The organism is Microcystis aeruginosa NIES-4325, from assembly GCF_008974145.1.
Lineage (GTDB): Bacteria > Cyanobacteriota > Cyanobacteriia > Cyanobacteriales > Microcystaceae > Microcystis > Microcystis aeruginosa_G.
In genome coordinates, this window is sequence record NZ_BJKP01000011.1 from 55,480 (window position 1) to 76,007 (window position 20,528).

Annotated in this window: 20 protein-coding genes; 11 read left to right on the top strand and 9 right to left on the bottom strand. The window is 45.0% G+C overall.

The features are described from left to right. The first annotated feature begins 228 nt into the window (after positions 1 to 228). Complete coding sequence (gene cysS / locus MiAbW_RS08185; RefSeq protein WP_151695693.1) at positions 229 to 1,671, top strand: cysteine--tRNA ligase; 1,443 nt, start codon at positions 229 to 231, stop codon at positions 1,669 to 1,671. Here the strand turns inward: cysS and MiAbW_RS08190 are convergent. After that, entirely contained in the window at positions 1,654 to 3,183 is a 1,530-nt protein-coding gene (locus MiAbW_RS08190; protein ID WP_151695694.1) for a glycine betaine ABC transporter substrate-binding protein, read from the bottom strand. The two genes, cysS and MiAbW_RS08190, sit on opposite strands and share 18 nt — an antisense overlap. A gap of 118 nt (positions 3,184 to 3,301) precedes the next feature. Here MiAbW_RS08190 and MiAbW_RS08195 point away from each other — a divergent pair, with 118 nt between their 5' ends. Beyond that, positions 3,302 to 4,306, top strand: a complete 1,005-nt coding sequence (locus MiAbW_RS08195; RefSeq protein WP_151695695.1) for a CHAD domain-containing protein — start codon at positions 3,302 to 3,304, stop codon at positions 4,304 to 4,306. A gap of 12 nt (positions 4,307 to 4,318) precedes the next feature. Continuing rightward, positions 4,319 to 5,752, top strand: coding sequence for a bifunctional orotidine-5'-phosphate decarboxylase/orotate phosphoribosyltransferase (locus tag MiAbW_RS08200; protein WP_151695696.1), 1,434 nt, complete (start codon positions 4,319 to 4,321; stop codon positions 5,750 to 5,752). Between the two features lie 404 nt (positions 5,753 to 6,156). On the opposite strand, the gene MiAbW_RS08205 is transcribed toward MiAbW_RS08200, so the two are convergent. The 5 genes from MiAbW_RS08205 to carA all read right to left on the bottom strand — a co-directional run bounded on the left by MiAbW_RS08205 (position 6,157) and on the right by carA (position 9,451). Then, positions 6,157 to 6,453, bottom strand: coding sequence for a DUF1816 domain-containing protein (locus MiAbW_RS08205; protein ID WP_080603678.1), 297 nt, complete (start codon positions 6,451 to 6,453; stop codon positions 6,157 to 6,159). A gap of 112 nt (positions 6,454 to 6,565) precedes the next feature. Continuing rightward, the gene (gene rlmB / locus MiAbW_RS08210) at positions 6,566 to 7,432 is read right to left on the bottom strand and encodes a 23S rRNA (guanosine(2251)-2'-O)-methyltransferase RlmB (protein WP_151695697.1); all 867 of its coding nucleotides are present in this window, start codon (positions 7,430 to 7,432) and stop codon (positions 6,566 to 6,568) included. A 25-nt stretch (positions 7,433 to 7,457) separates the two neighbouring features. Continuing rightward, the gene (locus MiAbW_RS08215; protein WP_151695698.1) at positions 7,458 to 7,874 is read right to left on the bottom strand and encodes a Mini-ribonuclease 3; all 417 of its coding nucleotides are present in this window, start codon (positions 7,872 to 7,874) and stop codon (positions 7,458 to 7,460) included. Between the two features lie 3 nt (positions 7,875 to 7,877). Then, a complete protein-coding gene (locus MiAbW_RS08220; protein ID WP_036399615.1) occupies positions 7,878 to 8,228 on the bottom strand; it encodes an STAS domain-containing protein in 351 nt (116 codons plus the stop codon). 74 nt (positions 8,229 to 8,302) lie between these two features. After that, positions 8,303 to 9,451, bottom strand: a complete 1,149-nt coding sequence (gene carA, locus MiAbW_RS08225; protein WP_151695699.1) for a glutamine-hydrolyzing carbamoyl-phosphate synthase small subunit — start codon at positions 9,449 to 9,451, stop codon at positions 8,303 to 8,305. Positions 9,452 to 9,648: 197 nt separating this feature from the next. On the opposite strand from carA, the gene MiAbW_RS08230 reads away from it, so the two are divergent. Both MiAbW_RS08230 and MiAbW_RS08235 read left to right on the top strand, forming a co-directional pair. After that, positions 9,649 to 10,533, top strand: a complete 885-nt coding sequence (locus MiAbW_RS08230; protein ID WP_151695700.1) for a helix-turn-helix domain-containing protein — start codon at positions 9,649 to 9,651, stop codon at positions 10,531 to 10,533. Between the two features lie 529 nt (positions 10,534 to 11,062). Beyond that, complete coding sequence (locus MiAbW_RS08235) at positions 11,063 to 11,842, top strand: pentapeptide repeat-containing protein (RefSeq protein ID WP_151695701.1); 780 nt, start codon at positions 11,063 to 11,065, stop codon at positions 11,840 to 11,842. Between the two features lie 41 nt (positions 11,843 to 11,883). On the opposite strand, the gene MiAbW_RS08240 is transcribed toward MiAbW_RS08235, so the two are convergent. Continuing rightward, positions 11,884 to 12,411: a hypothetical protein gene (locus MiAbW_RS08240; RefSeq protein WP_151695702.1), complete on the bottom strand. Its 528-nt coding sequence runs from the start codon at positions 12,409 to 12,411 to the stop codon at positions 11,884 to 11,886. 199 nt (positions 12,412 to 12,610) lie between these two features. After that, a complete protein-coding gene (locus MiAbW_RS08245; protein ID WP_002738864.1) occupies positions 12,611 to 12,940 on the bottom strand; it encodes an NAD(P)H-quinone oxidoreductase subunit M in 330 nt (109 codons plus the stop codon). Positions 12,941 to 13,125: 185 nt separating this feature from the next. Here MiAbW_RS08245 and rpsO point away from each other — a divergent pair, with 185 nt between their 5' ends. The 4 genes from rpsO to MiAbW_RS08265 all read left to right on the top strand — a co-directional run bounded on the left by rpsO (position 13,126) and on the right by MiAbW_RS08265 (position 15,713). Then, positions 13,126 to 13,395, top strand: a complete 270-nt coding sequence (gene rpsO / locus MiAbW_RS08250; RefSeq protein WP_151695703.1) for a 30S ribosomal protein S15 — start codon at positions 13,126 to 13,128, stop codon at positions 13,393 to 13,395. A 24-nt stretch (positions 13,396 to 13,419) separates the two neighbouring features. After that, a complete protein-coding gene (locus MiAbW_RS08255; protein WP_151695704.1) occupies positions 13,420 to 13,884 on the top strand; it encodes a PAM68 family protein in 465 nt (154 codons plus the stop codon). A 58-nt stretch (positions 13,885 to 13,942) separates the two neighbouring features. Further along, positions 13,943 to 14,998 (top strand): 3-deoxy-7-phosphoheptulonate synthase, encoded by a 1,056-nt coding sequence (gene aroF / locus MiAbW_RS08260; RefSeq protein ID WP_151695705.1) that lies wholly within the window; start codon positions 13,943 to 13,945, stop codon positions 14,996 to 14,998. Between the two features lie 64 nt (positions 14,999 to 15,062). Next, the gene (locus tag MiAbW_RS08265; protein ID WP_151695706.1) at positions 15,063 to 15,713 is read left to right on the top strand and encodes a Uma2 family endonuclease; all 651 of its coding nucleotides are present in this window, start codon (positions 15,063 to 15,065) and stop codon (positions 15,711 to 15,713) included. 22 nt (positions 15,714 to 15,735) lie between these two features. Here the strand turns inward: MiAbW_RS08265 and aspS are convergent, their stop codons facing one another. Next, a complete protein-coding gene (gene aspS / locus MiAbW_RS08270; RefSeq protein WP_151695707.1) occupies positions 15,736 to 17,523 on the bottom strand; it encodes an aspartate--tRNA ligase in 1,788 nt (595 codons plus the stop codon). 357 nt (positions 17,524 to 17,880) lie between these two features. Between aspS and MiAbW_RS08280 the strand changes: the two genes are divergently transcribed. Together MiAbW_RS08280 and MiAbW_RS08285 are read left to right on the top strand one after the other, a co-directional pair. Next, the gene (locus tag MiAbW_RS08280) at positions 17,881 to 18,663 is read left to right on the top strand and encodes an aldolase/citrate lyase family protein (RefSeq protein ID WP_151695709.1); all 783 of its coding nucleotides are present in this window, start codon (positions 17,881 to 17,883) and stop codon (positions 18,661 to 18,663) included. Between the two features lie 1,112 nt (positions 18,664 to 19,775). Continuing rightward, positions 19,776 to 20,348 carry a choice-of-anchor R domain-containing protein gene (locus tag MiAbW_RS08285; protein WP_151695710.1) on the top strand — a complete coding sequence of 191 codons (573 nt, stop codon included), beginning with the start codon at positions 19,776 to 19,778 and terminating at the stop codon, positions 20,346 to 20,348. Positions 20,349 to 20,528: the final 180 nt, after the last annotated feature.

Sequence of the window (20,528 nt, forward strand, 5' to 3'; positions counted from 1 at the left end):
TAATCTAAGAGTAAGCGGTTTAAATGCGTCTTAGCTTATCTCCTCGAGTCTTACCGTCACATCTTTACTAAAACCCCAAAAACCCCTTGACAAAAAACACAGAATATAGTATGTAAATCAGGGAAAGTGGTTAGCGGTCACTGATAACTGATCACTGATAACTGATAACTGAAAATAACTGCTATAAAATTGGACTAGCCTTTTTCCCCAGAAAAAAATTCCCCATCCATGACCTTAATCCTCTACAACACCCTCAGTCGTCGCGAAGAACCCTTTACCCCCCTCATCCCCGGTATTGTCTCCATGTATTGCTGCGGCATTACCGTCTATGATTATTGCCATTTGGGTCATGCGCGTACCTGTGTGGTTTGGGATGTGGTGCGGCGTTATTTGGAGTATCTCGGTTATAAAGTGCGCTATATTCAGAATTTTACCGATATTGACGATAAAATTCTCAATCGGGCTAAAAATGAACATACCACCATGGCAGCCGTGGCCGAGAAATTTATCCAGGCCTACTTTGAGGATATGGCAAAATTAGGAGTCAGACCGGCGGACGCTTATCCCCGGGCCACTCATACCCTCGACGGTATCAAGCGCCTAGTCTATGAATTAGAACAAAAAGGCTACGCTTACCCCAGCGATGGCGATGTTTACTATTCCGTCCGTCGTTTTTCTGATTATGGCAAACTATCAGGGCGAAAACTCGATGATCTGCAAGCCGGGGCCAGCGGCCGGGTAGAAACCGACGACCCGGAAGCAATTAAAAAACAAGACCCCTTTGATTTTGCCCTCTGGAAGGGGGCAAAACCGGGGGAACCTAGTTGGGATTCTCCCTGGGGCCAAGGTCGTCCGGGGTGGCATATTGAATGTTCGGCCATGGTCAAAGAACAATTGGGAGAAACTATCGATATTCATGTGGGGGGAAGTGATCTAATTTTTCCCCACCACGAAAACGAAATTGCCCAAAGTGAAGCGGCTACGGGTAAACCTCTGGCCCACTATTGGTTACATAATGGCATGGTTAAGGTGGCCGGGGAAAAAATGTCGAAATCCCTCGGTAATTTCATCACTATTCGCGAGTTATTGGCAAAATATGACCCCTTAGCCGTGAGATTATTAATTTTAGGCGCCCAATACCGCAAACCGATCGATTTTTCCGATGAGGGATTGCAGGCGGCCACTAATGGCTGGCATACTTTACAAGAGGGTTTATCCTTTGGTTATAAGCATCTTCAGCCAGATAATCCCGGAATTACTGACCAAGAGCTAGAAAATCGCTTTCAAGAGGCGGTAAATCACGATTTTAACTTTGCCGGTGGTTTAGCGGTGTTATTTGAAATCGCTAAGGAATTACGCAAGGAGGGTAATAATTTAACCCATGCGGGTAAGACGGACAGCAATCTGGCCCAATTAGCGGTAAAATGGCATACTTTGGTGAAATTGTCTAGGGTTTTGGGCTTAGAAATTGCCGCCGACCAGGGAGAAACCCCTGTTTCTGGGGGAATTAGTGCAGCGGATATCGAAAATCTAATCCAACAACGGACAGAGGCGAAAAAAGCGAAAAATTACGCCGAAAGCGATCGCATTCGCGCGGAATTAAAAGCCCAAGGCATTACTTTAATCGACCAACCCGGGGGAGTGACTAAATGGTTAAGAGAGGGAGACTAGAAATTCTTTGACCACTTCCTCCACCCTACGATTGCGGCCATCCACCTGATAGTTTAATTTCTGCATAGTGCTGGAGGTAATTTTGCCGGTGAGTTTGGCTAAAACCCGTCGCAATTGGGGATATTTTTGCAGACTATCCCGGTTAAAAATCGGCACCGCTTCGTAGGGAGGAAAATAGCGTTGATCATCTTCTAGGATGACTAAATCTAGCACGGGAATTAAACCATCGGTGGAATTTCCCGCCACTAAATCCACTTGTTTTTCGGCTAAAGCGCGGTACATTAACCCTAAATCCATCACTTTCGGGGGTCGGGCAAAAGTTAGGCCATAGGTCTTCGCTAATCCCTTGTAACCGTCTTCCCTTTCCAAAAATTCATAACCAAAACCCGCTTGCCAATTGGGAGTATATTTAGCCACCTGCGAGAGAGTTTTAAGATTGTATTTACTGGCGGTTTCTCCCCGGATAACAATGGCGAAATTATTCTCGAATCCTAAACTGGGAAACACTTCTAGATTAAATTTTTCTGGATAAATCTCTTGCAGCTTTTCAGAGACTAATCGGGCATCGTTAAGGGGTTTTTCCTGCAAAATTCCCGTGAAAGCCGTGCCAGAATACTCCACATAACCATCGATTTTACCCGCTTTCACCGCTTGATGACAGATCAGAGTACCACCGAGATTAAATTGACGATCAACCCGTAAATTCGTCTCTTTTTCGATTTCCTGTGCTAAAATTTCCCCTAAAATCACCTGTTCGGTAAAATTTTTGGAACCGATCACCACGGTGCCGGGGGATGAATGGAAAATTTGAGTCAAGAGGAAAGATAGCAGGGCCAAGCCGATTAAACCTAAGCCCCATTGCCATTTAGAGGGCTTTTTCGGGCGTTGCGAAGGGGAAAAGGCCTTTTCTAGCCAACCGAGACTCCAATCGGCAACAAGGGCTAAAAAAGCTGCAGGAATTGCCCCCGCCAAAATTAACTGATTATTTACCGTGGCAATACCGCGAAAAATAAACACTCCCAAACCACCGCCACCGATGGCAGCTGCGATCGTGGCCACACCGATAGCAATCACCGTCGCAATTCTCACTCCTGCCAAAATTGTCGCCCTAGCGAGGGGTAATTCGATATAGCGCAGGATTTGTCCGTCGGTCATACCTAGGGATAATCCGGCTAATTTTAATTCGGGATCAACTTTTTTGATGCCCAGATAGGTATTTAAAACAATTGGCAGTAAGGTATAGAGAGTTAGGGCAACAATAGCGGGAATTTTGCCGATTCCTCCCAAAAAAGGCACGGAAATTAAAAAACCAAATAGGGCTAAACTGGGGATAGTCTGTAGGGTGTTAACGATCGCTATAATCGGTTGAGCGAGAATAGCTTGACGACTAATTAAAATACCTAGAGGAATCCCGATTAAGCTACCCATAGCCATGGCTATTCCCGTCAAGAAAAGATGCTCTCCAGTGCGAAAAGCGATTTCCCCCGCATAATCTAGCCAAAAACTATCCATAAACTTCTCTTAAAGCGGATGCTTCATCCTATTGTATAGAATAAATAGTATCTATTAGTTCCAGTCTTGATTTAAAGATTCTATCACCATCTTGACATTATTTACTCCCTAAAGACCAATGACTAACAAATTTAATCTTCGGGCTAAAACTTTTGCCGATTGGGCTTATATCGGTATTGATAAACATTTTCATAAAGTTCTTAAACACGAAGCTGGGGTTTTACTCGATCAGGATCCGGAAGAATTACATCAAATTCGTGTGGGAATGCGTCGTCTTCGCAGTACCTTAACCGGTTTTGCTCCCGCTTTAACCATGCCGAAATATGCCGATCAAAAACGGGTGGGTAATCTGGGCAGAATTTTAGGAGAATTGCGGGATTTAGATGTGTTAAAAGAGGCTTTTATCGCTCATTATCAGCCAATTTTACCCCCGAAAGAACAGGAAATACTAAAGAAAGTTTTACAAGTTCTGGAAAGCCGAAGAAAGAAGGCTTTTGCTAAGGTAGAAAAACTCTTAAAGTCCGACAAATTTATCAATTTTAAGGCAGATTTTGCCAGTTGGTTGGATAATCCCACCTATCAACCGATGGGAAAATTAGATATTGCCACAGTTTTACCGGACTTATTATTACCGCAAGCGAGTCGATTTTTACTCCATGAAGGCTGGTTAGTTGGGGTAAATTTAGAGGAAGATCAAAAAGTAAGAGAGTTTTCTAGTCAAGAAATTGATGACTTATTGGAAAAAGAAGGATTATTACTGCACGATCTCCGGAAAGAGGCCAAGCGTTCCCGCTATAATATGGAGTTATTCCCTCAGTTTTATGGCGACAAATATAAAGAGTATCTAGAAGATATTAAAAACCTTCAAGGTATTCTCGGAGAAATGCAGGATTGTTGTGTTCTCTCGGATTTTCTTAGCCAAATTTTCCCCAATTGTCTTGCCAAGGAAATGCCCACTTTACTAGAAATTTTTCAAAATATCCGTCACCAAAAATGGCAAGAATGGCAACCGCTACAAAAGAAATTTCTTGACGCTGACACCAGAAAAAGTCTGCACCAGACAATTTTACAGCCTATTTTTCGTCCAAATAGTGTAGAATTAGAAACTAATCCAGAATCCTGAGATTAGGAACCGATGAATTTTTTTCAAAAGTTAAACCACGCCATTAGTCAAAACCAGACTCTACTTGTCCTCGGTTTGGATGCTAACCCCGAAATGATGCCCTCCACCCCGGGAGAATTAATCGTTAATTTAGAACAGTGGCTCAAGTTTATTATCGATGAAACCGCTCCTTTTGTCTGTGCCTACAAACCAACTTTAGGCTTTTATCAAGCTTTGGGAGCAGCGGGGTTAGAATTATTACAGCGAATTTTGACGGCAATTCCCGCTCATATCCCGGTAATTTTGGATGCTAAACACGGTGATATTAATACCAGCAGTATTTTAGCCGAGACTATCTTTAAAACTTGGCAGGTGGACGCGGTTACTCTCAATCCCTACTCCGGACAGGATCACGTTGCTCCTTTTTTAGTTTACCCCGATCATGGCGCTTTTATCCTCTGTCATACTTCCAATCAAGGCGCGATTAATCTGCAAGAATTTCCCAGTCGCGACAATCCTTTTTATCTGCAAGTTGTCAAAGAAGCTTGCAGCTGGGGAACTCCCGAACAAGTATTTTTAGAAGTGGGAACTACTCAACCAGAGATTTTGACCAAGATTCGCAATTTTGCCCCCGAAAGATTGATTTTATTACGCAGTATTTGGGAAGACAAAAGTAAATTCTCCGAGTTAATTACTGTGGGTTTAAATAGTCATGGCGAGGGTTTATTAATTCCTGTACCCCAAGACTTTTTATCTCAACCAGATTTGGGGTCAAAAGTCAAGGATTTACGCGAGGAAGTCAATAAAATTAAACAAAATCACCAGCAAGAATCGAGCCAAGATGATACTTGGACTGCTAACGTTTGTCTTTTAAAACAACATCCTCATCAGGATTTAATTCTACAATTATTTGATATTGGTTGCTTGATGTTTGGCGATTATGTGCAAGCATCAGGAGAAACTTTTTCCTATTATATCGATCTGAGAAAAATTATCTCTAATCCTAACATTTTTCAGCAGGTAATTGAAGCCTATGGAGAAATATTAAAAACCTTGACATTTGACCGCATTGCTGGTATTCCCTACGGTTCTTTACCCACAGCTACGGGTTTATCTTTATTATTAAATCATCCGATGATTTTCCCCCGCAAAGAAGTAAAAGCTCACGGCACAAGAAGAGTAATTGAAGGTAATTTTCAAGTGGGGGAAACGGTGGTAGTGGTGGACGATATTTTAATTTCTGGTAAAAGTGCGATCGAGGGGGCAGAAAAGATTAAATCGGCGGGATTATTAGTTAATGATATCGTGGTTTTTATCGACCATGGTGGCCCGGTTAAAGATAAACTTCGTAGCCATGGTTATCAACCTTATTCGGTTTTAACCCTAGCAGAAATTACCGATACTCTCTACGAAGCGGGAAGACTGACAGAAGCAGAATATAGCTGTTTTTTAAATCGCTCCCATTGATATTTAGCCATCAGCCTTGAGTCAGTTATCAGTTACCAGTTATCAGTAGGAAAATAGAATATTAAGTGAGCAGTATTACGGCCTTTATCCTCAAGAGGAAGTTTAACTTAATTCGGTATTCATCCTGACTCCCAAAAACGAAAGCTTGCTATCTCAGCCTTAAGATAACTGCCATAAGTAGCAGCCTTATGCTGTTTTTTCACTGTTTACTGATCACTGATCACTGATTACCGCTCTCTTATTCTTTGTGTGATAAGTTTAACTTATATAGTAGTGATCGATCTCTGTGTCCTTTGTGTCTTTGTGGTTCGTTCCACTCACTGCCCCAAGAGTGTATCTTAGAATACATTTTCCCCACCAAACCGGAGAGAGCCTGATTACTGATTACTGATCACTGAAAATTGTTAAGAAACTTGACTGCGTAAGACCTTTAGGGTATTCAGGAGCTTGCTTTCTTCTTTTTCCTCAAAAATAGTTAAATCTTTCGGTTTACAACGTTTTATATCCAATTTAATCCCCTGCGCTCCTTCTGTTTTCAAATCTTCTTCGTAACCAGCTTGAGCGACTTCAGCCTCGTCTTTAGCGAGAAAAGGACCGAAATAATAAGTACATCTGGGATAGTCGGTTTTAATCTCGACCCAGTAGGCTAATCCGAACATTTCCAGTAAGCTAATCAAAAATTCTTTCATTTCGTTCCCCATCTAAATCTACTCTGGTGGTTTTGTTACGTTTGTTTACATTTCGCAAACTTCCTTCCTATTTTATTTATACTTTTTCCTTTTGGCTATTGGGAGTGTCGAAAAATACAGATTTTCAGTCGGGGGAATTTTGCCAGCGTTGACGGTAAACCTCGTAAAGAGCCATAGCCGCCGCCACCGAAGCATTGAGACTGGGGGTTTTGCCTGCCAAGGGGATAGATACCAACTCATCGCAGGACTTTTGGGTTAGCAGACTCAAACCTTCTCCCTCCGAACCTACCACCAATCCTATCGCACCTGTTAAATTAATTGTGTGTAAGGATTTACCACTTTTTGCCGCCGTACCGTAGAGCCAAAAACCGGCCGATTTTAATTCCTCTAAAGCACGATTGAGATTAACCACCCTAGCGACGGGTAAATATTCCAAGGCCCCCGCTGCCACTTTCATCACCGTCGATGTCACCCCAGCGGCGCGACGTTGGGGAATAACTACCCCCTGACAACCCATAGCTTCGGCGGTGCGAATAATTGCTCCAAGGTTATGGGGATCCGTAATCCCTTCAGCGATAACAATCACGGGGTGGCGACTTTTGCCCTTAGCTTTTTCGATCAGATCGGCTAATTCGATATACTCATAGGGAGACATCTGGGCGGCGATCCCCTGATGATTGGCTTTATTGGTAATCTGATCGAGACGCAGATCGTCCACCTCATCAATTACCGTGCCGTTGGCCTTGGCTTTTTCTAAGAGGGTATGATAACGGGGATCATAACGGAGTCGATTGACTACCCAAATCCGATTAAGTTGGCGCTCCTCCTCCATGGCCGTTAAAACCACCCGGCGCCCGTAGAGCAGATCATCAGTTTCCTGGTTTTCTGGAGTTACTGCCGGGGATTTAGCCAGAATTGGCCCAGTTTTTGACTGGGAAGGCCGGCGAAAATTACGATTATCGGACTTGCTACGAAATGGTCGATCGCTCATGATTGCATGGATTAATAGTAGAGGGCTATAATTCTAGTTTTTCTAATAGTTGATGTAATCTTGAGGGGTCTTGTAGATAAAGATAGCCGAACAGGGTTTCTAAACTGCTGGCCTGCTGATAGACTTGGGCTGTCAGACGACGGCGTTTTCCCGTGACGGCATTGCGTCCCCGGCGCAGAATTTCTTTTTCTTGGTCTGTCAGATAGGGCTGCAGTTGTGCTAAATCTAAAGCCTGTTGTTCGGCCCTGACTTTGCTTACCACCTGAGCGTGATAGTCTCCCAGACGCTGGGGCGGCAGTAAGTAATAAGTGCGGATGTATAATTCATAAACAGCATCCCCCAGATAGGCCAGAGAAGCGGGCGATAATCGGTCAAGACCCTCTAGGATTGGTGAACCCTGGCCACTGACCTGTAAGCGAATTTGTTCGAGAGGAGATTCCACGATTTACGCTTTTTCTAGATATTCGATCGCCGCTTCTAGGGTGGGTTGCAGGGAAAAAAACTTCTCCAATCGCACCAGTTTTACGGTTTGAGTCACCCGGGGATTGGTAACAATTTGTAAACTGCCCCCTTCAGTTTTGGCCTTTTTCACCAATTTTACTAGGGCCCCTAAACCCGAGCTATCGATAAAATCAATCTGAGCGAGGCTAATAATCACATCCTTAGGACCTTCGTCCACATAGCCTTCGATCACCTTACAAAAAGTCGGTTCGGAAAAGGCATCTAAAAGACCCGTCAAACGGAAAATTTGGTACTTATCTCTGACCTCGCGCGTGCCTCGCAAGCTGACGGTCAAGTTAATTGCTTCTGGAATAATCGCCTCCTAGCCCTAGGGCTGTAAAAATCAAAACCCTAGTATATCCTAAAAATTTACGACCGATCCTTTTTTGCTTGCCGCATTAAATCGACAAATTTGGCAAACAGATAATCGGCATCGTGGGGGCCGGGACTGGCCTCGGGGTGGTATTGTACCGAGAAAAAGGGCAGAGACTTGTGTTTTAAACCCGCTACGGTGCGATCATTGAGGTTGAGATGGGTAATCTCCACTTGCGGATTTAAAGATGCCTCCTGCACGGCAAAACCGTGATTCTGACTGGTAATTTCCACCTGTTGCTGGAGTCCACAGGGTTGATTTAAGCCGCGATGACCAAATTTCAGTTTAAAGGTTTCTGCTCCTAGGGATAGGCCTAAAATTTGATGACCCATACAGATGCCAAAAGTGGGTTTTTCCCCTTGTAAAAGTTCCTTGGCTAGGGCAATCCCTTCGCTGACAGCCGCCGGATCTCCCGGTCCGTTAGAAAAGAAAATACCATCGGGATTATAGGCGGCGATTTTTTCCGGGGGAGTGTCGGCGGGAACCACGATCACCCGACAACCGTAGCTGGCTAAACGCCGGAGAATATTGCGTTTGATGCCAAAATCGATCGCCACTACCGTTAACGGTTCTTGATCGCTATCAATTGACGCAAATTCCCAGGCGGACGGGGTAGGAGTCGTCCATTCGTACACTTCTTTGGTGGTTACTTCCTTAACGAGATTTAACCCAGCCATACTAGGGGCTGCCTGCACCAGGCGCAGTAAATCATGATAATCGAGTATTTCTGTCGAAATTGCCCCATTCATCGCCCCAAACGAGCGAATTTTGCGGGTCAGGGACCGGGTATCGATGCCGTAGATGCCAATAACATGATGAGCGGCCAGATAATCCGGTAGGGATTGGCTAGAACGCCAATTACTGGGCCGGTGGCAGATATTTTTGGCGATCGCTCCTTTGACCTGGGGACGAATTGACTCCTCATCCTCGGGGTTAACCCCCGTATTTCCCAATTCCGGATAGGTAAAAGTGACGATTTGACCAGCATAACTGGGATCGGTGAGGACTTCCTGATAACCGGTCATTCCCGTGTTAAAGACAACTTCGCCGACGGTGGTTCCCTTGGCTCCGAAGGAATAACCCTCGTAAACTGTACCATCGGCTAGAACTAATAAGGCTTTTTGACTAGCAGCACTTGATATCATCGTCAATTTTTTAATCTTGAGTAGTGGTGAGAAACAGAAGTCAAGGATAGACTAGAACAGGGACTAGAAAACGAATTGCTTAGTTTTAATTGGCTAGAGCGTTTTATGATTAAGAGTACGTCCGCTCAAAGACAACAGCTTCCCCTGACTAGCCATCGGCAAGATACTATCGCTTAAAAAATAACTATATAAGTAATATGAGTCCAAGAAAACTGACTGATGCCACGAAAAAAGAAATTCTTAAGCTTTATCGGGAAACGGAGGCCACCACTTCCACGTTAGCCGAGCGTTATGGCGTGAGTAGTTCTACGGTCAGTCGTTTTCTCAAAAATTCTTTTTCTAGCGAGGAATACGAGCAATTAATCCAGAAAAAACGCTTGGCCCGTAGTCCTCGTGGCCTCGAGGAGGAGGAAGCAGCGGATTTACCGGAAAAAGCGATCGAGGTGATTAGTGTTCGGGCAGCGCGCATCGAAGCTAAGGATGAGCAGGATTTTGAGCAACCGATCGCTTCTGTGCAACAATTAACCCTGTTAATGGATACCTCTTACCCGCCAGAAGGAGATAATTCAGAAGATATAGAAATTAATAGCGATAAGACCCTAGAAACCGCTAATTTAACCGAGTTTTTCGTCGAAGCTATCGAGGCAGAGGAGGAGGAAGAGGAGCTTGACGAGGATTGGGATGAAGACGAGGAGGAAGATGAGGAGGAAGATGAGGAGGAGGAGGAACTAGCGGGGAGCTATTTAGGCCCGACTATCGTTAAAACCGCCCAATTACAGATATTACCCCTCTCGGCGGCGGCTTTTCCCAAAACCTGTTACTTGGTGATTGATCGCGCTGCCGAATTGATCACCCGTCCCCTCAAGGATTTTGCCGAATTGGGTAAGGTTCCCCCTCAGGAAATCCAGCAGCGCACTCTCCCCATCTTTGAAAGTCATCGCATCGCTCGTCGTTTCTCCAAGCGCAAGGAAAAAGTGATTAAAGTTCCCGACGGTCGCCTGATCGAAAAAGCTCACGCTCAACTGGAAGCTAAAGGGATCACCCGTCTGCTCATGGATGGTCGTATCTACGCTTTAGAGTAGGCAATTAGGGGGGTTAGCAGGGTGTGGGGTGTGGGGTGTGGGGTGTGGGGAGACCACTTCGTGCGCGACGTTCGGACGTTCGGCGAAGCTCAGTCGAGCCGCGATGCTCAGTCGAGCCGTTGCGGGGGGAGCAGGGAGAATAAATAAAAATAATCCTCCTGACTCCTGACTCCTGAATACTGTCTTCTAACCCCACCAAAAAACTTTTTACCGCAAACCCTAAATATAATCGAGTTTGAACAATAGATAAGTTTTTTAACAAGAGTAGTTTCAGATACTAATTAGCCGATGGACTGGGGTAGAATTGGGGAAACCAGTCAAACTGTTTTAGCCAAGCTGTTTAACTATGATCAAAATTAACTTGCTGTTCGGGTTATCTTCTCTTAAAAAATCGATAAAAAACTTTACATAAACTCAAAAGAGAGACTGATAAATTTGTCATCTAAAAGCTGATTTAGTTATCGGACAAAGTTTTTAGGTGCTTTTGTTGATTACTTCTTAACCACCATCTTAAAGTAGAAGAAGGGAGATGAAAGTTAATCAGTTACTAAGACTCTACGAACAAGGAGAGCGGGATTTTTTAGGCATTGACTTGATGAGTCTAGACCTACAACAAGTGACTCTGATTGCTGTCAATTTTGCAACGGCCAATTTGCGCGGAACTAATTTGAGTCGCTCTTTTCTGACTAAATCAAATCTGCGGGGAGCGAGTTTAAATTGGGCGAATTTAACCTATGCCAAATTAAGTCAAGCGCAATTAGTAGAAGCGGACTTAACCAAAGCCAATCTCACTGGGGCTTTTATGGTCCAAGCAAATCTGCGTAACTCGCGATTAAGTGGGGCAGATCTTTCCCATGCTAATCTCCGGGGAGCGAATTTATGCGGGGCGAATTTATGCGGGGCGAATTTATACTTAGTTAATCTCCTGGAGGCAACCCTAGATAAAGTTAATCTCAATTGGGCTAATTTGCAACAAGCGCGGTTAAGTGGGGCTAAATGTCGTCAGATTTCTGCAAGGGAAGCCAATTTTAGCGGCTCTTTTCTTAAAGAGGTGGACTTTCAGGGGGCCAATTTAGAAAGGGCTAATTTTAGCGAGGCACGTCTGACGGGTAGTGATCTACGCGGGGCTAATTTAGCGGGTGCTAATCTAGCGGGAGCGCGTTTACAAGAGGTAAATCTACAGGGAGCGGACTTGAGGGGTGCTAACTTGACGGAGACTTGTTTTGAGAGTGTCACCGGTTGGACAGAAATCGTCCAAGAAGATGATATTTTCCCCGTAGACTGGTTTCAGCCCCGTTTTGCCACTTAAAAGTCAATATATCGGCCGAAAGCCTCTCCTTTTCTTCTCAATTAACGATTAGCTGGACTGGTTAATCTTTGGTTAGGAATAGGAATTTGGGGAGCATTATTCGGCTCATCCTCGAAGGGTAAAGCAGGGGGAGGAGGAGGAGTGGTAGCGGTGGGAGAGGGCGCTGGAGATGGACTGGGATTAACGGCAGCGGGGGGACTTTTCGGGGTGACGACGGGTGCGGGAGAGCTAAAACCGAGGATATCTTTGCCAAAGGGAAAAACATTCGTCCAGCGTTGAATATTGGGGTTGCCAAACCAATCTTGACGGGACACCTTCACCGCCAGGAGAGGTGCGATCGCACCTGATTTCTCGGCCGTTATTAATAAATCAATTTTATTAAGACCCTGTTGTTGATTAAAACGACTGATGATAGTTTTCTCTGCTAATTGCGATGCTCTAGTCAATAATCCTTCGTAGGATTCTCCCTGTTTAACTCTGATGGGAAGATTAACAGTGGATTGAGCAAAAACCACATCAACGGCGATAATTCCCGTCAGCAGCGTTAAAACAGTAATAGACTTGTACATAGGACAGATGGTTAAACAGGTGCTCCCTGGCTAGGGTCGGGATCTTCCCTGTGAGGGTTCCCTGATCGCCTTCTTAAATTACCATGAGCGATCTCTGGCCACAACTGAAAAATTTCCAGTAGCCAAATCGTGCTTGGCTCCTAGCAATAGAATTCCGCCCACGCTAACCTGAGAGTAGAGCGTGGGGTTTCTCGACTACTCACCCTAATTTCGGTAAACCCATACTATAGTTCTGGACTCTGGCATTGAGATTATAGCTAATTTCGCCTTTTTGCAGGAGAGAACGGATAAAATGTTCTAGATCTGAACCGATGCGACGGAGATTATATTCGCTCAATTCTTCCCCATTGTAGGATTCTACCAATTCATCAAACTTACTATAAACCTTATTGAGAGCCACTTCTTCCCAATTAAATTCATTATCGGGATCCACATCAAGAGTCAAGACATTGTTACTCTCGATCAATTGATTATTTTTTACTTCAGCCGTATAAATGCGAATATGACGGGTCGTGGATTTTAACAGCATGGAATCTTCAGGGTAAGTTAGACGCTATCTCTAAGATTTTGCCATGATTTGCGGCAATGGGGAAATGGGGAGATGGGGAAGCTGTCTCATCACCCTGTCTCCTGTCTGCCTAACAATGTTTACGGATCGAGCAGAAACGTGATACTATGATAGATTGCAGTGTTTAAGCAGAGATCACGAGTCCTATGGCCTTAACCCAGACCAAAAAACAAGAACTAATCGGCCAATATCAGGCCCACGAAACCGATACAGGATCATCGGAGTTACAGGTAGCTTTCTTAACCGAGAGAATCAACCAACTGACCGAACACCTGAAAGCTAACCCGAAAGACCACGCTTCCCGCCGGGGATTACTCCAGATGATCGGTCGTCGTCGGGGACTGTTAACCTATATTCAGAAGAAAGATCAACAACGTTATCAAACCCTGATTGGTCGTCTCGGAATTCGCCGTTAAGCTTACCCCCCTTGCATCCCTACCATGGCCTCTGAATCGAAATCGACGGAGAAAAAACAGCGTCTCCCCTTTGAGCCGCGCCAAAATAAGCGAAAAACCCCGAAAATTGCCCCTAGTCCCGTGCCACCGCCGCTAAAAAATCGCTCCGAGGAAACCAGCTTAAAGGCAATTCCGCAAGTGGTCAGTCAACGGATGGCCAAACGGATGGCGGTATTTTGTGGCATTCCGACAGTATTGGGGATAACTTCCTTTTTTGGCTTCTACTGGATTATTAGCCACAATCTTCTCGAAATCCCTTCCTACGTCGCCATGCTCGTCAGTTTAAGCCTGTTTGGTCTAGGTTTTATCGGTCTGAGTTATGGCATCTTCTCCGCTTCTTGGGATGAGGATCGGGTGGGGGACTGGCTAGGATGGCAAGAATTTCAAGCCAATTTTAGCAGAACGATCGCCGCTTGGCGGTCCGGCAAAAAAGAACTGGAAGAAAAATAGATAACCTCTAGAAATCGTCAACAATAGAGATTAAAGGAAACAATAAAAGGTTAATGCCATGATTGTTGTCATGAAAGTTGGTTCCCCGGAAATTGAAATCGAGCGCGTCGGTGCCGAATTCGAGGCATGGGGATTAAGTCCCGAGAAAATCGTCGGTAAGCATAAAGTTGTCATCGGTTTAGTCGGAGAAACCAGGGAATTAGACCCCCTACAAATCCAAGAATTAAGCCCTTGGATCGAAACCGTCCTGCGAGTCGAACAACCCTTCAAACGCGCCTGTTTAGAATACCGTCACGGGGAATACAGCGAGGTTTTAGTCCCCACTCCTAACGGTGTTATCCCCATCGGCAGAAATCATCCCGTTAGCATTGTCGCCGGCCCCTGTTCGGTAGAAAATGAAGCCATGATCGTGGAAACTGCCAAACGAGTAGCGGCAGCCGGGGCGCAATTCCTCCGGGGTGGTGCCTACAAACCCCGCACTTCTCCCTATGCTTTCCAAGGTCACGGGGAAAGTGCTTTAGAATTACTAGCGGCGGCTAGAGATGCCAGTGGTTTGGGTATTATCACGGAAGTAATGGACGCAGCGGATCTCGATAAAATTGTCGAAATAGCCGATGTGGTGCAAGTGGGAGCCCGCAATATGCAGAATTTTTCCCTCTTGAAAAAAGTTGGGGCGCAACCGAAACCGGTCCTACTCAAGCGCGGCATGGCGGCCACTATTGAAGATTGGTTGATGGCGGCAGAATATATCCTCGCGGCAGGAAATAGCAATGTTATTCTCTGCGAACGCGGTATCCGCACCTTTGACAGTAAATATACTCGTAATACCCTAGATTTATCCTGTATTCCCGTTTTAAGAACTTTAACTCACCTGCCGATCATGATCGATCCTAGCCACGGTACGGGTAAATGGGAATATGTACCGACCATGGCCATGGCTTCCCTAGCAGCTGGGGCCGATTCCTTGATGATTGAGGTACATCCTAACCCGGCGAAGGCCTTGTCCGATGGGCCGCAATCCTTGACTCCAGACCGGTTCGATCGATTAACTCAGGAGTTAGCGGTCATTGGTAAGGCGATCGGGCGTTGGCCCCAGGTTCCGGCACTGGTTTAATAAGATGGTCAGGGGGTGAGTCAACCCCCTTTTTTGGGCATAAATTTCGCTTTTCGGGGCAGTTATGGTGACAGTTCCTCTGGAGTTAAATACTGAGCAAATTAGGGGTGAGAAACGGGTAGTTTTTTATCATCTCAGTTGGTTATCCTATCAGCAAATTTTACAGGCAATAGGAGAAAATAATCGCGCCCATTTATTTTATGATCGTGGCACTTTAGAGATTACTATGCCCCTAGAAGAACACGAGTTTTATCGAGAATTAATCGGACGTTTTATCTATTTTTTGGTGTCCGAATTGGGTTTAAAAATTAAAAGTCTGGGTTCCACAACTCTAGCTAGGGAAGATTTAGAACGAGGGGCAGAACCTGACAATGCTTACTATATTCAAAATCAAGCTAAAGTGCTGGGGAAAAGAATTAATTTAACTGAAGATCCGCCCCCAGATTTAGTGGTGGAAGTGGATATAACCCACACGGATATTAATAAATTAGCACTTTATGCCTGTTTGGGAGTGCCAGAATTATGGCGTTTTAATGGACAAATCTGGCGCATTTATCGGTTAGAAAAGGGGGTTTATCAGGAAGAAGAATTTAGTCCCACTTTTCCCCTAGTTCCCAAAACTAAACTCTATGAATTTTTAGCCACTGCTAAAGAGGATGAAGTCAGGGCAGAAAAGAATTTAAGAGCATGGTGTCAACAGAATTGCAAAAATTAGGTGGGCATTGCCCACCCTAATCTTAGGATGGCGGTTTGTAGGTAGAAGCAACGGATAATTCTTTTAATTGCTTCGCTGCCACTGTCGAAGGTGCAGAAGTGAGTAAACAACTAGCTTGCTGGGTTTTCGGGAAAGCAATCACATCGCGAATCGATTCTTCCCCCGCTAACAACATCACCAAGCGATCTAAACCGTAGGCGATGCCACCGTGGGGAGGGGTTCCGTATTCAAAAGCTTCTAACAAAAAGCCGAATTTATTATAGGCTTCCTCTGGGGATAGACCGATGGTGGCGAAGACTTTTTCCTGTACTTCCCGTTGATAGATGCGCAAACTGCCGCCACCGATTTCAACACCATTAAAAATCATATCGTAGGCTAGGGCGCGAGCATGGGCTAGATCCTCTAAATCTTCGGGATTAGGGGCAGTGAAGGGGTGATGCAATGCTTCTAGGCGTTTTTCCTCGGCGTTGTATTCAAACATCGGGAAATCCGTCACCCAGAGGAGGTTGATTTTCTCCGGATCAATTAATCCCAATTGTTCCCCTAAAACTAAGCGTAGGCGGGATAGGGATTTATTGACTGTATCGGTATCTCCTGCCCCAAATAAGAGCAGATGCCCCGGTTTTGCGCCAGTCTTCTTGATTAAAGCCTGTTTTTGTGCCTCTGTCAGGTTATCTTTAATCGCACCGATGGTATCAAAATCGTAGTCTTCGCGCACGCGGATGTAGGCAATTCCCTTCGCCCCCGCATCGGTGGCTTCTTTGAATAAATCCCCACCCGGTTTGATTCTGACGTTAGAAATCGCCTCGTTACCGTTGGGAATCGGTAAAACTTTCACCGTCCCACCACTAGCGATCGCACCTGAAAACACCTTAAATCCCGAATCGGCAAAAATCTCCGCCACATTGACCAATTCCAAGCCAAAACGGGTATCGGGGCGATCGACCCCATAGCGATCCATAGCCTCAGCATAGGTTAAACGGGGCAGGGGCAGGCTTATATCAATATTTTTGACTTTTTTGAAGATATGAGCGATCAAAGCCTCATTTAGGGCTAAAATCTCGCTTAAGGAGAGAAAACTCATCTCCATATCCAACTGAGTAAATTCCGGTTGACGATCAGCGCGCAGATCTTCATCCCGGAAACAGCGAGCGATTTGATAGTAGCGATCCATTCCCGACACCATTAATAATTGCTTAAATAATTGCGGTGATTGGGGTAAAGCGTACCATTGGCCTGGGCTGACCCGGGAAGGAACCAGATAATCCCGCGCTCCTTCAGGAGTAGATCGAGTTAAAATTGGCGTTTCCACTTCGATAAAATGCTGTTCATCTTCGAGAAAACGGCGCATTTCTTTGACAACTTGGTGACGTAGTTGTAAATTCTGACTCATACGCTCCCGGCGTAGGTCTAGATAGCGGTATCGCAAGCGCACATCTTCCCGGACCGATTCGCTTTCGGAACTGGAGACGACAAAAGGCAGTTGTTTAGTAACCCCGTTGAGAATCTCGATGCTAGTGGCGTAAATTTCGATTTCTCCGGTGGCAATGCGCGGGTTAAGGGATTCGGGGGGCCGTTGACTGACTGTTCCCGTCACCTTAAGGACATACTCGTTTCTGACGGTTTCAGCGGTGGGGTAGGAAGCGGGGGTTCGTTGGGGATCGCTGACGATCTGGACAATACCACTGCGATCCCGCAGATCAATAAAAATAACGCCACCGTGATCGCGACGACGATCGACCCAACCGAAGAGGGTGACACTTTTTTCAATTTCGATCGCGCTAAGGTCGCCACAGTAGTGAGTTCGCATAGTCTAATTAGAGAATTACTTATATAACGAATGTAGTATAGAAAGGATGTGGCCAGAAAAAAATCAGACGGCCTTGCTCATTATGCCAGTATTTTGTCGCTTTTGTCCCCTTGTTTAGGGTATTTTTCTGGTCTCCTAAGTAGCTGGTTTTAATTAAATTGAAGATAGATTTTGGGTTCGATCCCCCCTGCCCCCCTTGATAAGGAGGGATCGGCACATCCTTAATCCCTCCTGAATAAGAGGGCATCTGACAATTTTTAACACCTACCTACTTAGTCCTCAGCTATCGGCTTTTCGCAGATCGGCTATAATCAACAAGGCTCCTCTAGCAGTTACCGATTGTCAACGATTAAAATCATGAATTGCTTAGAAAAAAAAATGGTGCAACTGTTAAGAGAACTCAGGGAAGATCACCATGTTTCAGGGGTAAAAGCGGAATTCGAGACGGAAGGAACCCGACTGACGGAAGCGATGCGGTTGAAAGAAATTAGTCTGAAAGCGGGAGTGGATTTTAATCTGAAAATCGCCGGTTGCGAAGCGATGAGGGATATCTTTGATGCGGTTAATTTAGGAGTCGATCGCTTGATTGCTCCTATGGTAGAAACAGCCTACGCTTTACAAAAATATCTGCGGGCAGCTAGGAGGGTTTTAGCCGATCAAGGGGTGGAAGATGTGGAGTTATTGGTTAATATTGAAACTATTACTGCCTGTGATAATTTTCAGGAAATGTTGGCGATTCCAGAGATAAAATCTCTCCATGGTATCGTCATCGGACGGATGGATTTAGCCTGTTCTTTGGGATTAACTCGCCGGGATGTCAATAGCGAGCAAGTTTTGGCTCTGGTTTTACCTTTGGCAAAAAAAGCCAAGGATGCTGGTTTGACTGTTGCTATTGGGGGTGGGGTGTCACTGCATTCTTTACCGTTTTTCAAAATGTTCTGCCAAGGACATTTTGACCGCTTCGAGACGCGCAAAGTTATCTTTGATTGTCCCCAAGCTTTGGATAATTTTGGTTTAGCTTTGCCCAAGGCGATCGAGTTTGAATTACTCTGGCTAGAGAATAAAAAAAATTATTATGGTGCTATTGTTCGTGAAGATGACCAGCGTTTAGCACTCCTCCATGATTTACTTTTTGGTTAAAGATATTGGTCCTTCGATCAATCGTGCAAAACCTAGGCATATCCAATCAATCTGACAAATAAAAGGTAAGTCCGGCTGCATAAATCTAAAAACCTTGTTGGATCAGATTTTTAGACTTTTTGGTTTCCAAAAAGTGCCAGGGATTGGATCGATCGGGGGGAAATTGGCTCTCTTATTCTTGGTGTGTTTAACTTATATAGGAGTGATCAATCTTTGTGTCCTCTGTGTCTCTGTGGTTGCTTCCACACCCCCGCCCCCACCAACCAACTTTTTGCCGCAAACCCTAGATAGTTAACAGTTTCCCATCCCCAGTAGCTAATCTGGATACTTTCCTCGCAGCACATCTGGTACATTTTGTCAAAAAAAGTTTTTCACTTTAACATAAGTACACATATTTTTGACAAAAGATCTTTTTCGTCAAAGGAGCAATTGGCAAGTTTTTACTGGGCACGAATTAGTCATCCTAGACGTGGTAAGGGTTTCAAGGTACAAGTGCTAAAAATGCACAGAGTAACCCAATTCTTAGATTTTAGCAGCCGGCTGTAACTATTGCAATCTCGTTGACAAATAGGAATTTTTCTCAATTATTTTTTAAGAAAAGTAAAGATGAAGGAATGTAAATTTAAATCTTCTCAAGTATATTCAGATTTTGATAAATTTTTATTATACAAAGACCAGTGATCAGATTTGATTTTTCAGCGAACGGTATTAGGTGGGGAGTCAGCTAAAACCACTCCAATACCCAAGATGGCTGAGGTTTCAGGTAAGGGGCGAAATCGCCGATTATCCCCGTAATCATTGCGACTATTACCGCCGTACTCGCTCTTTGCCCTCTGCCTAGAGGAATCCCACTTGGCACGACCAGAAACCGCCCGATGTTCAATACCACTTTCTAGCTACTTGGTCAATACTCTATAGAATGAATTAATAATTCTCGGAGGTAAATGATAACGATAACTGATCAATGGTTGAAAAGAAGAGACGGCTGTGATAGGGTCGTCGTAATATTTCTTAACTTCTTTAGAGATCATGAAAACCTTATCTATGTCTTTGGTGTTAGCTGGCGTTAGTAGTTCTCTTGTACTGATGGGGGGGTAAACCCTGTCCGCGCGGTGGTTCTGATCGGGAATCTCCCGCCAACGAATGATGATCAGGCTACTGCCATTAGTGTTGATAACGAGCGGGTAAGAGCGCTCGCCTTTACCCTACCCGCGGGTAACAATTACAGCCTCGACAACGCAATCCTGCGACTCCGTAACCTCCGTATCGTCAGTCCCGCAGACATTCCCCTCGTCCAGATTCGCAATGATGGGGGCAGCAATCCGGGCAGTACCGTCCTAGCCAGTTTCACCAATCCCCCCAATCTAGGACCGGGAACCTTTGACTACACCTTCACTCCCACTGCCCCCTTCACGTTTATTGCGGGGACGAAATACTGGTTAACCGTTGCCAGCACCCAAGGGCAGTTCGGCTGGAACATCGGTACGACTCCGGGTATAACCCCGACGGGAATCGCGACGCTATCGGGAAACCGAGTGAGTAATAACGGTGGATCGACTTTCTCTAATTCTGCCAATTTCAACAGTTTCCAGATCAACGCAACCAAGGTTCCCGAACCTAGTGCGATTGCGGCGTTGTCCCTGTTCGGATTGGGATTACTGGGGGTTAAAGGTCGTCGGAACTAGGGGTAACAGTAGGTTGATTCATCAATCAACCTACTGTTACCCCCCCGATGTCGTAGGGCTGATTGATTCTCTCTTATGTCATTCTCTCAAATCCTTATCTGGCAACATTTTAAGTCGATTTCGGCTCTCTTATTCTTTGTGTGATCAGTTTAACTTAATATAGGAACGATCAATCTTTGT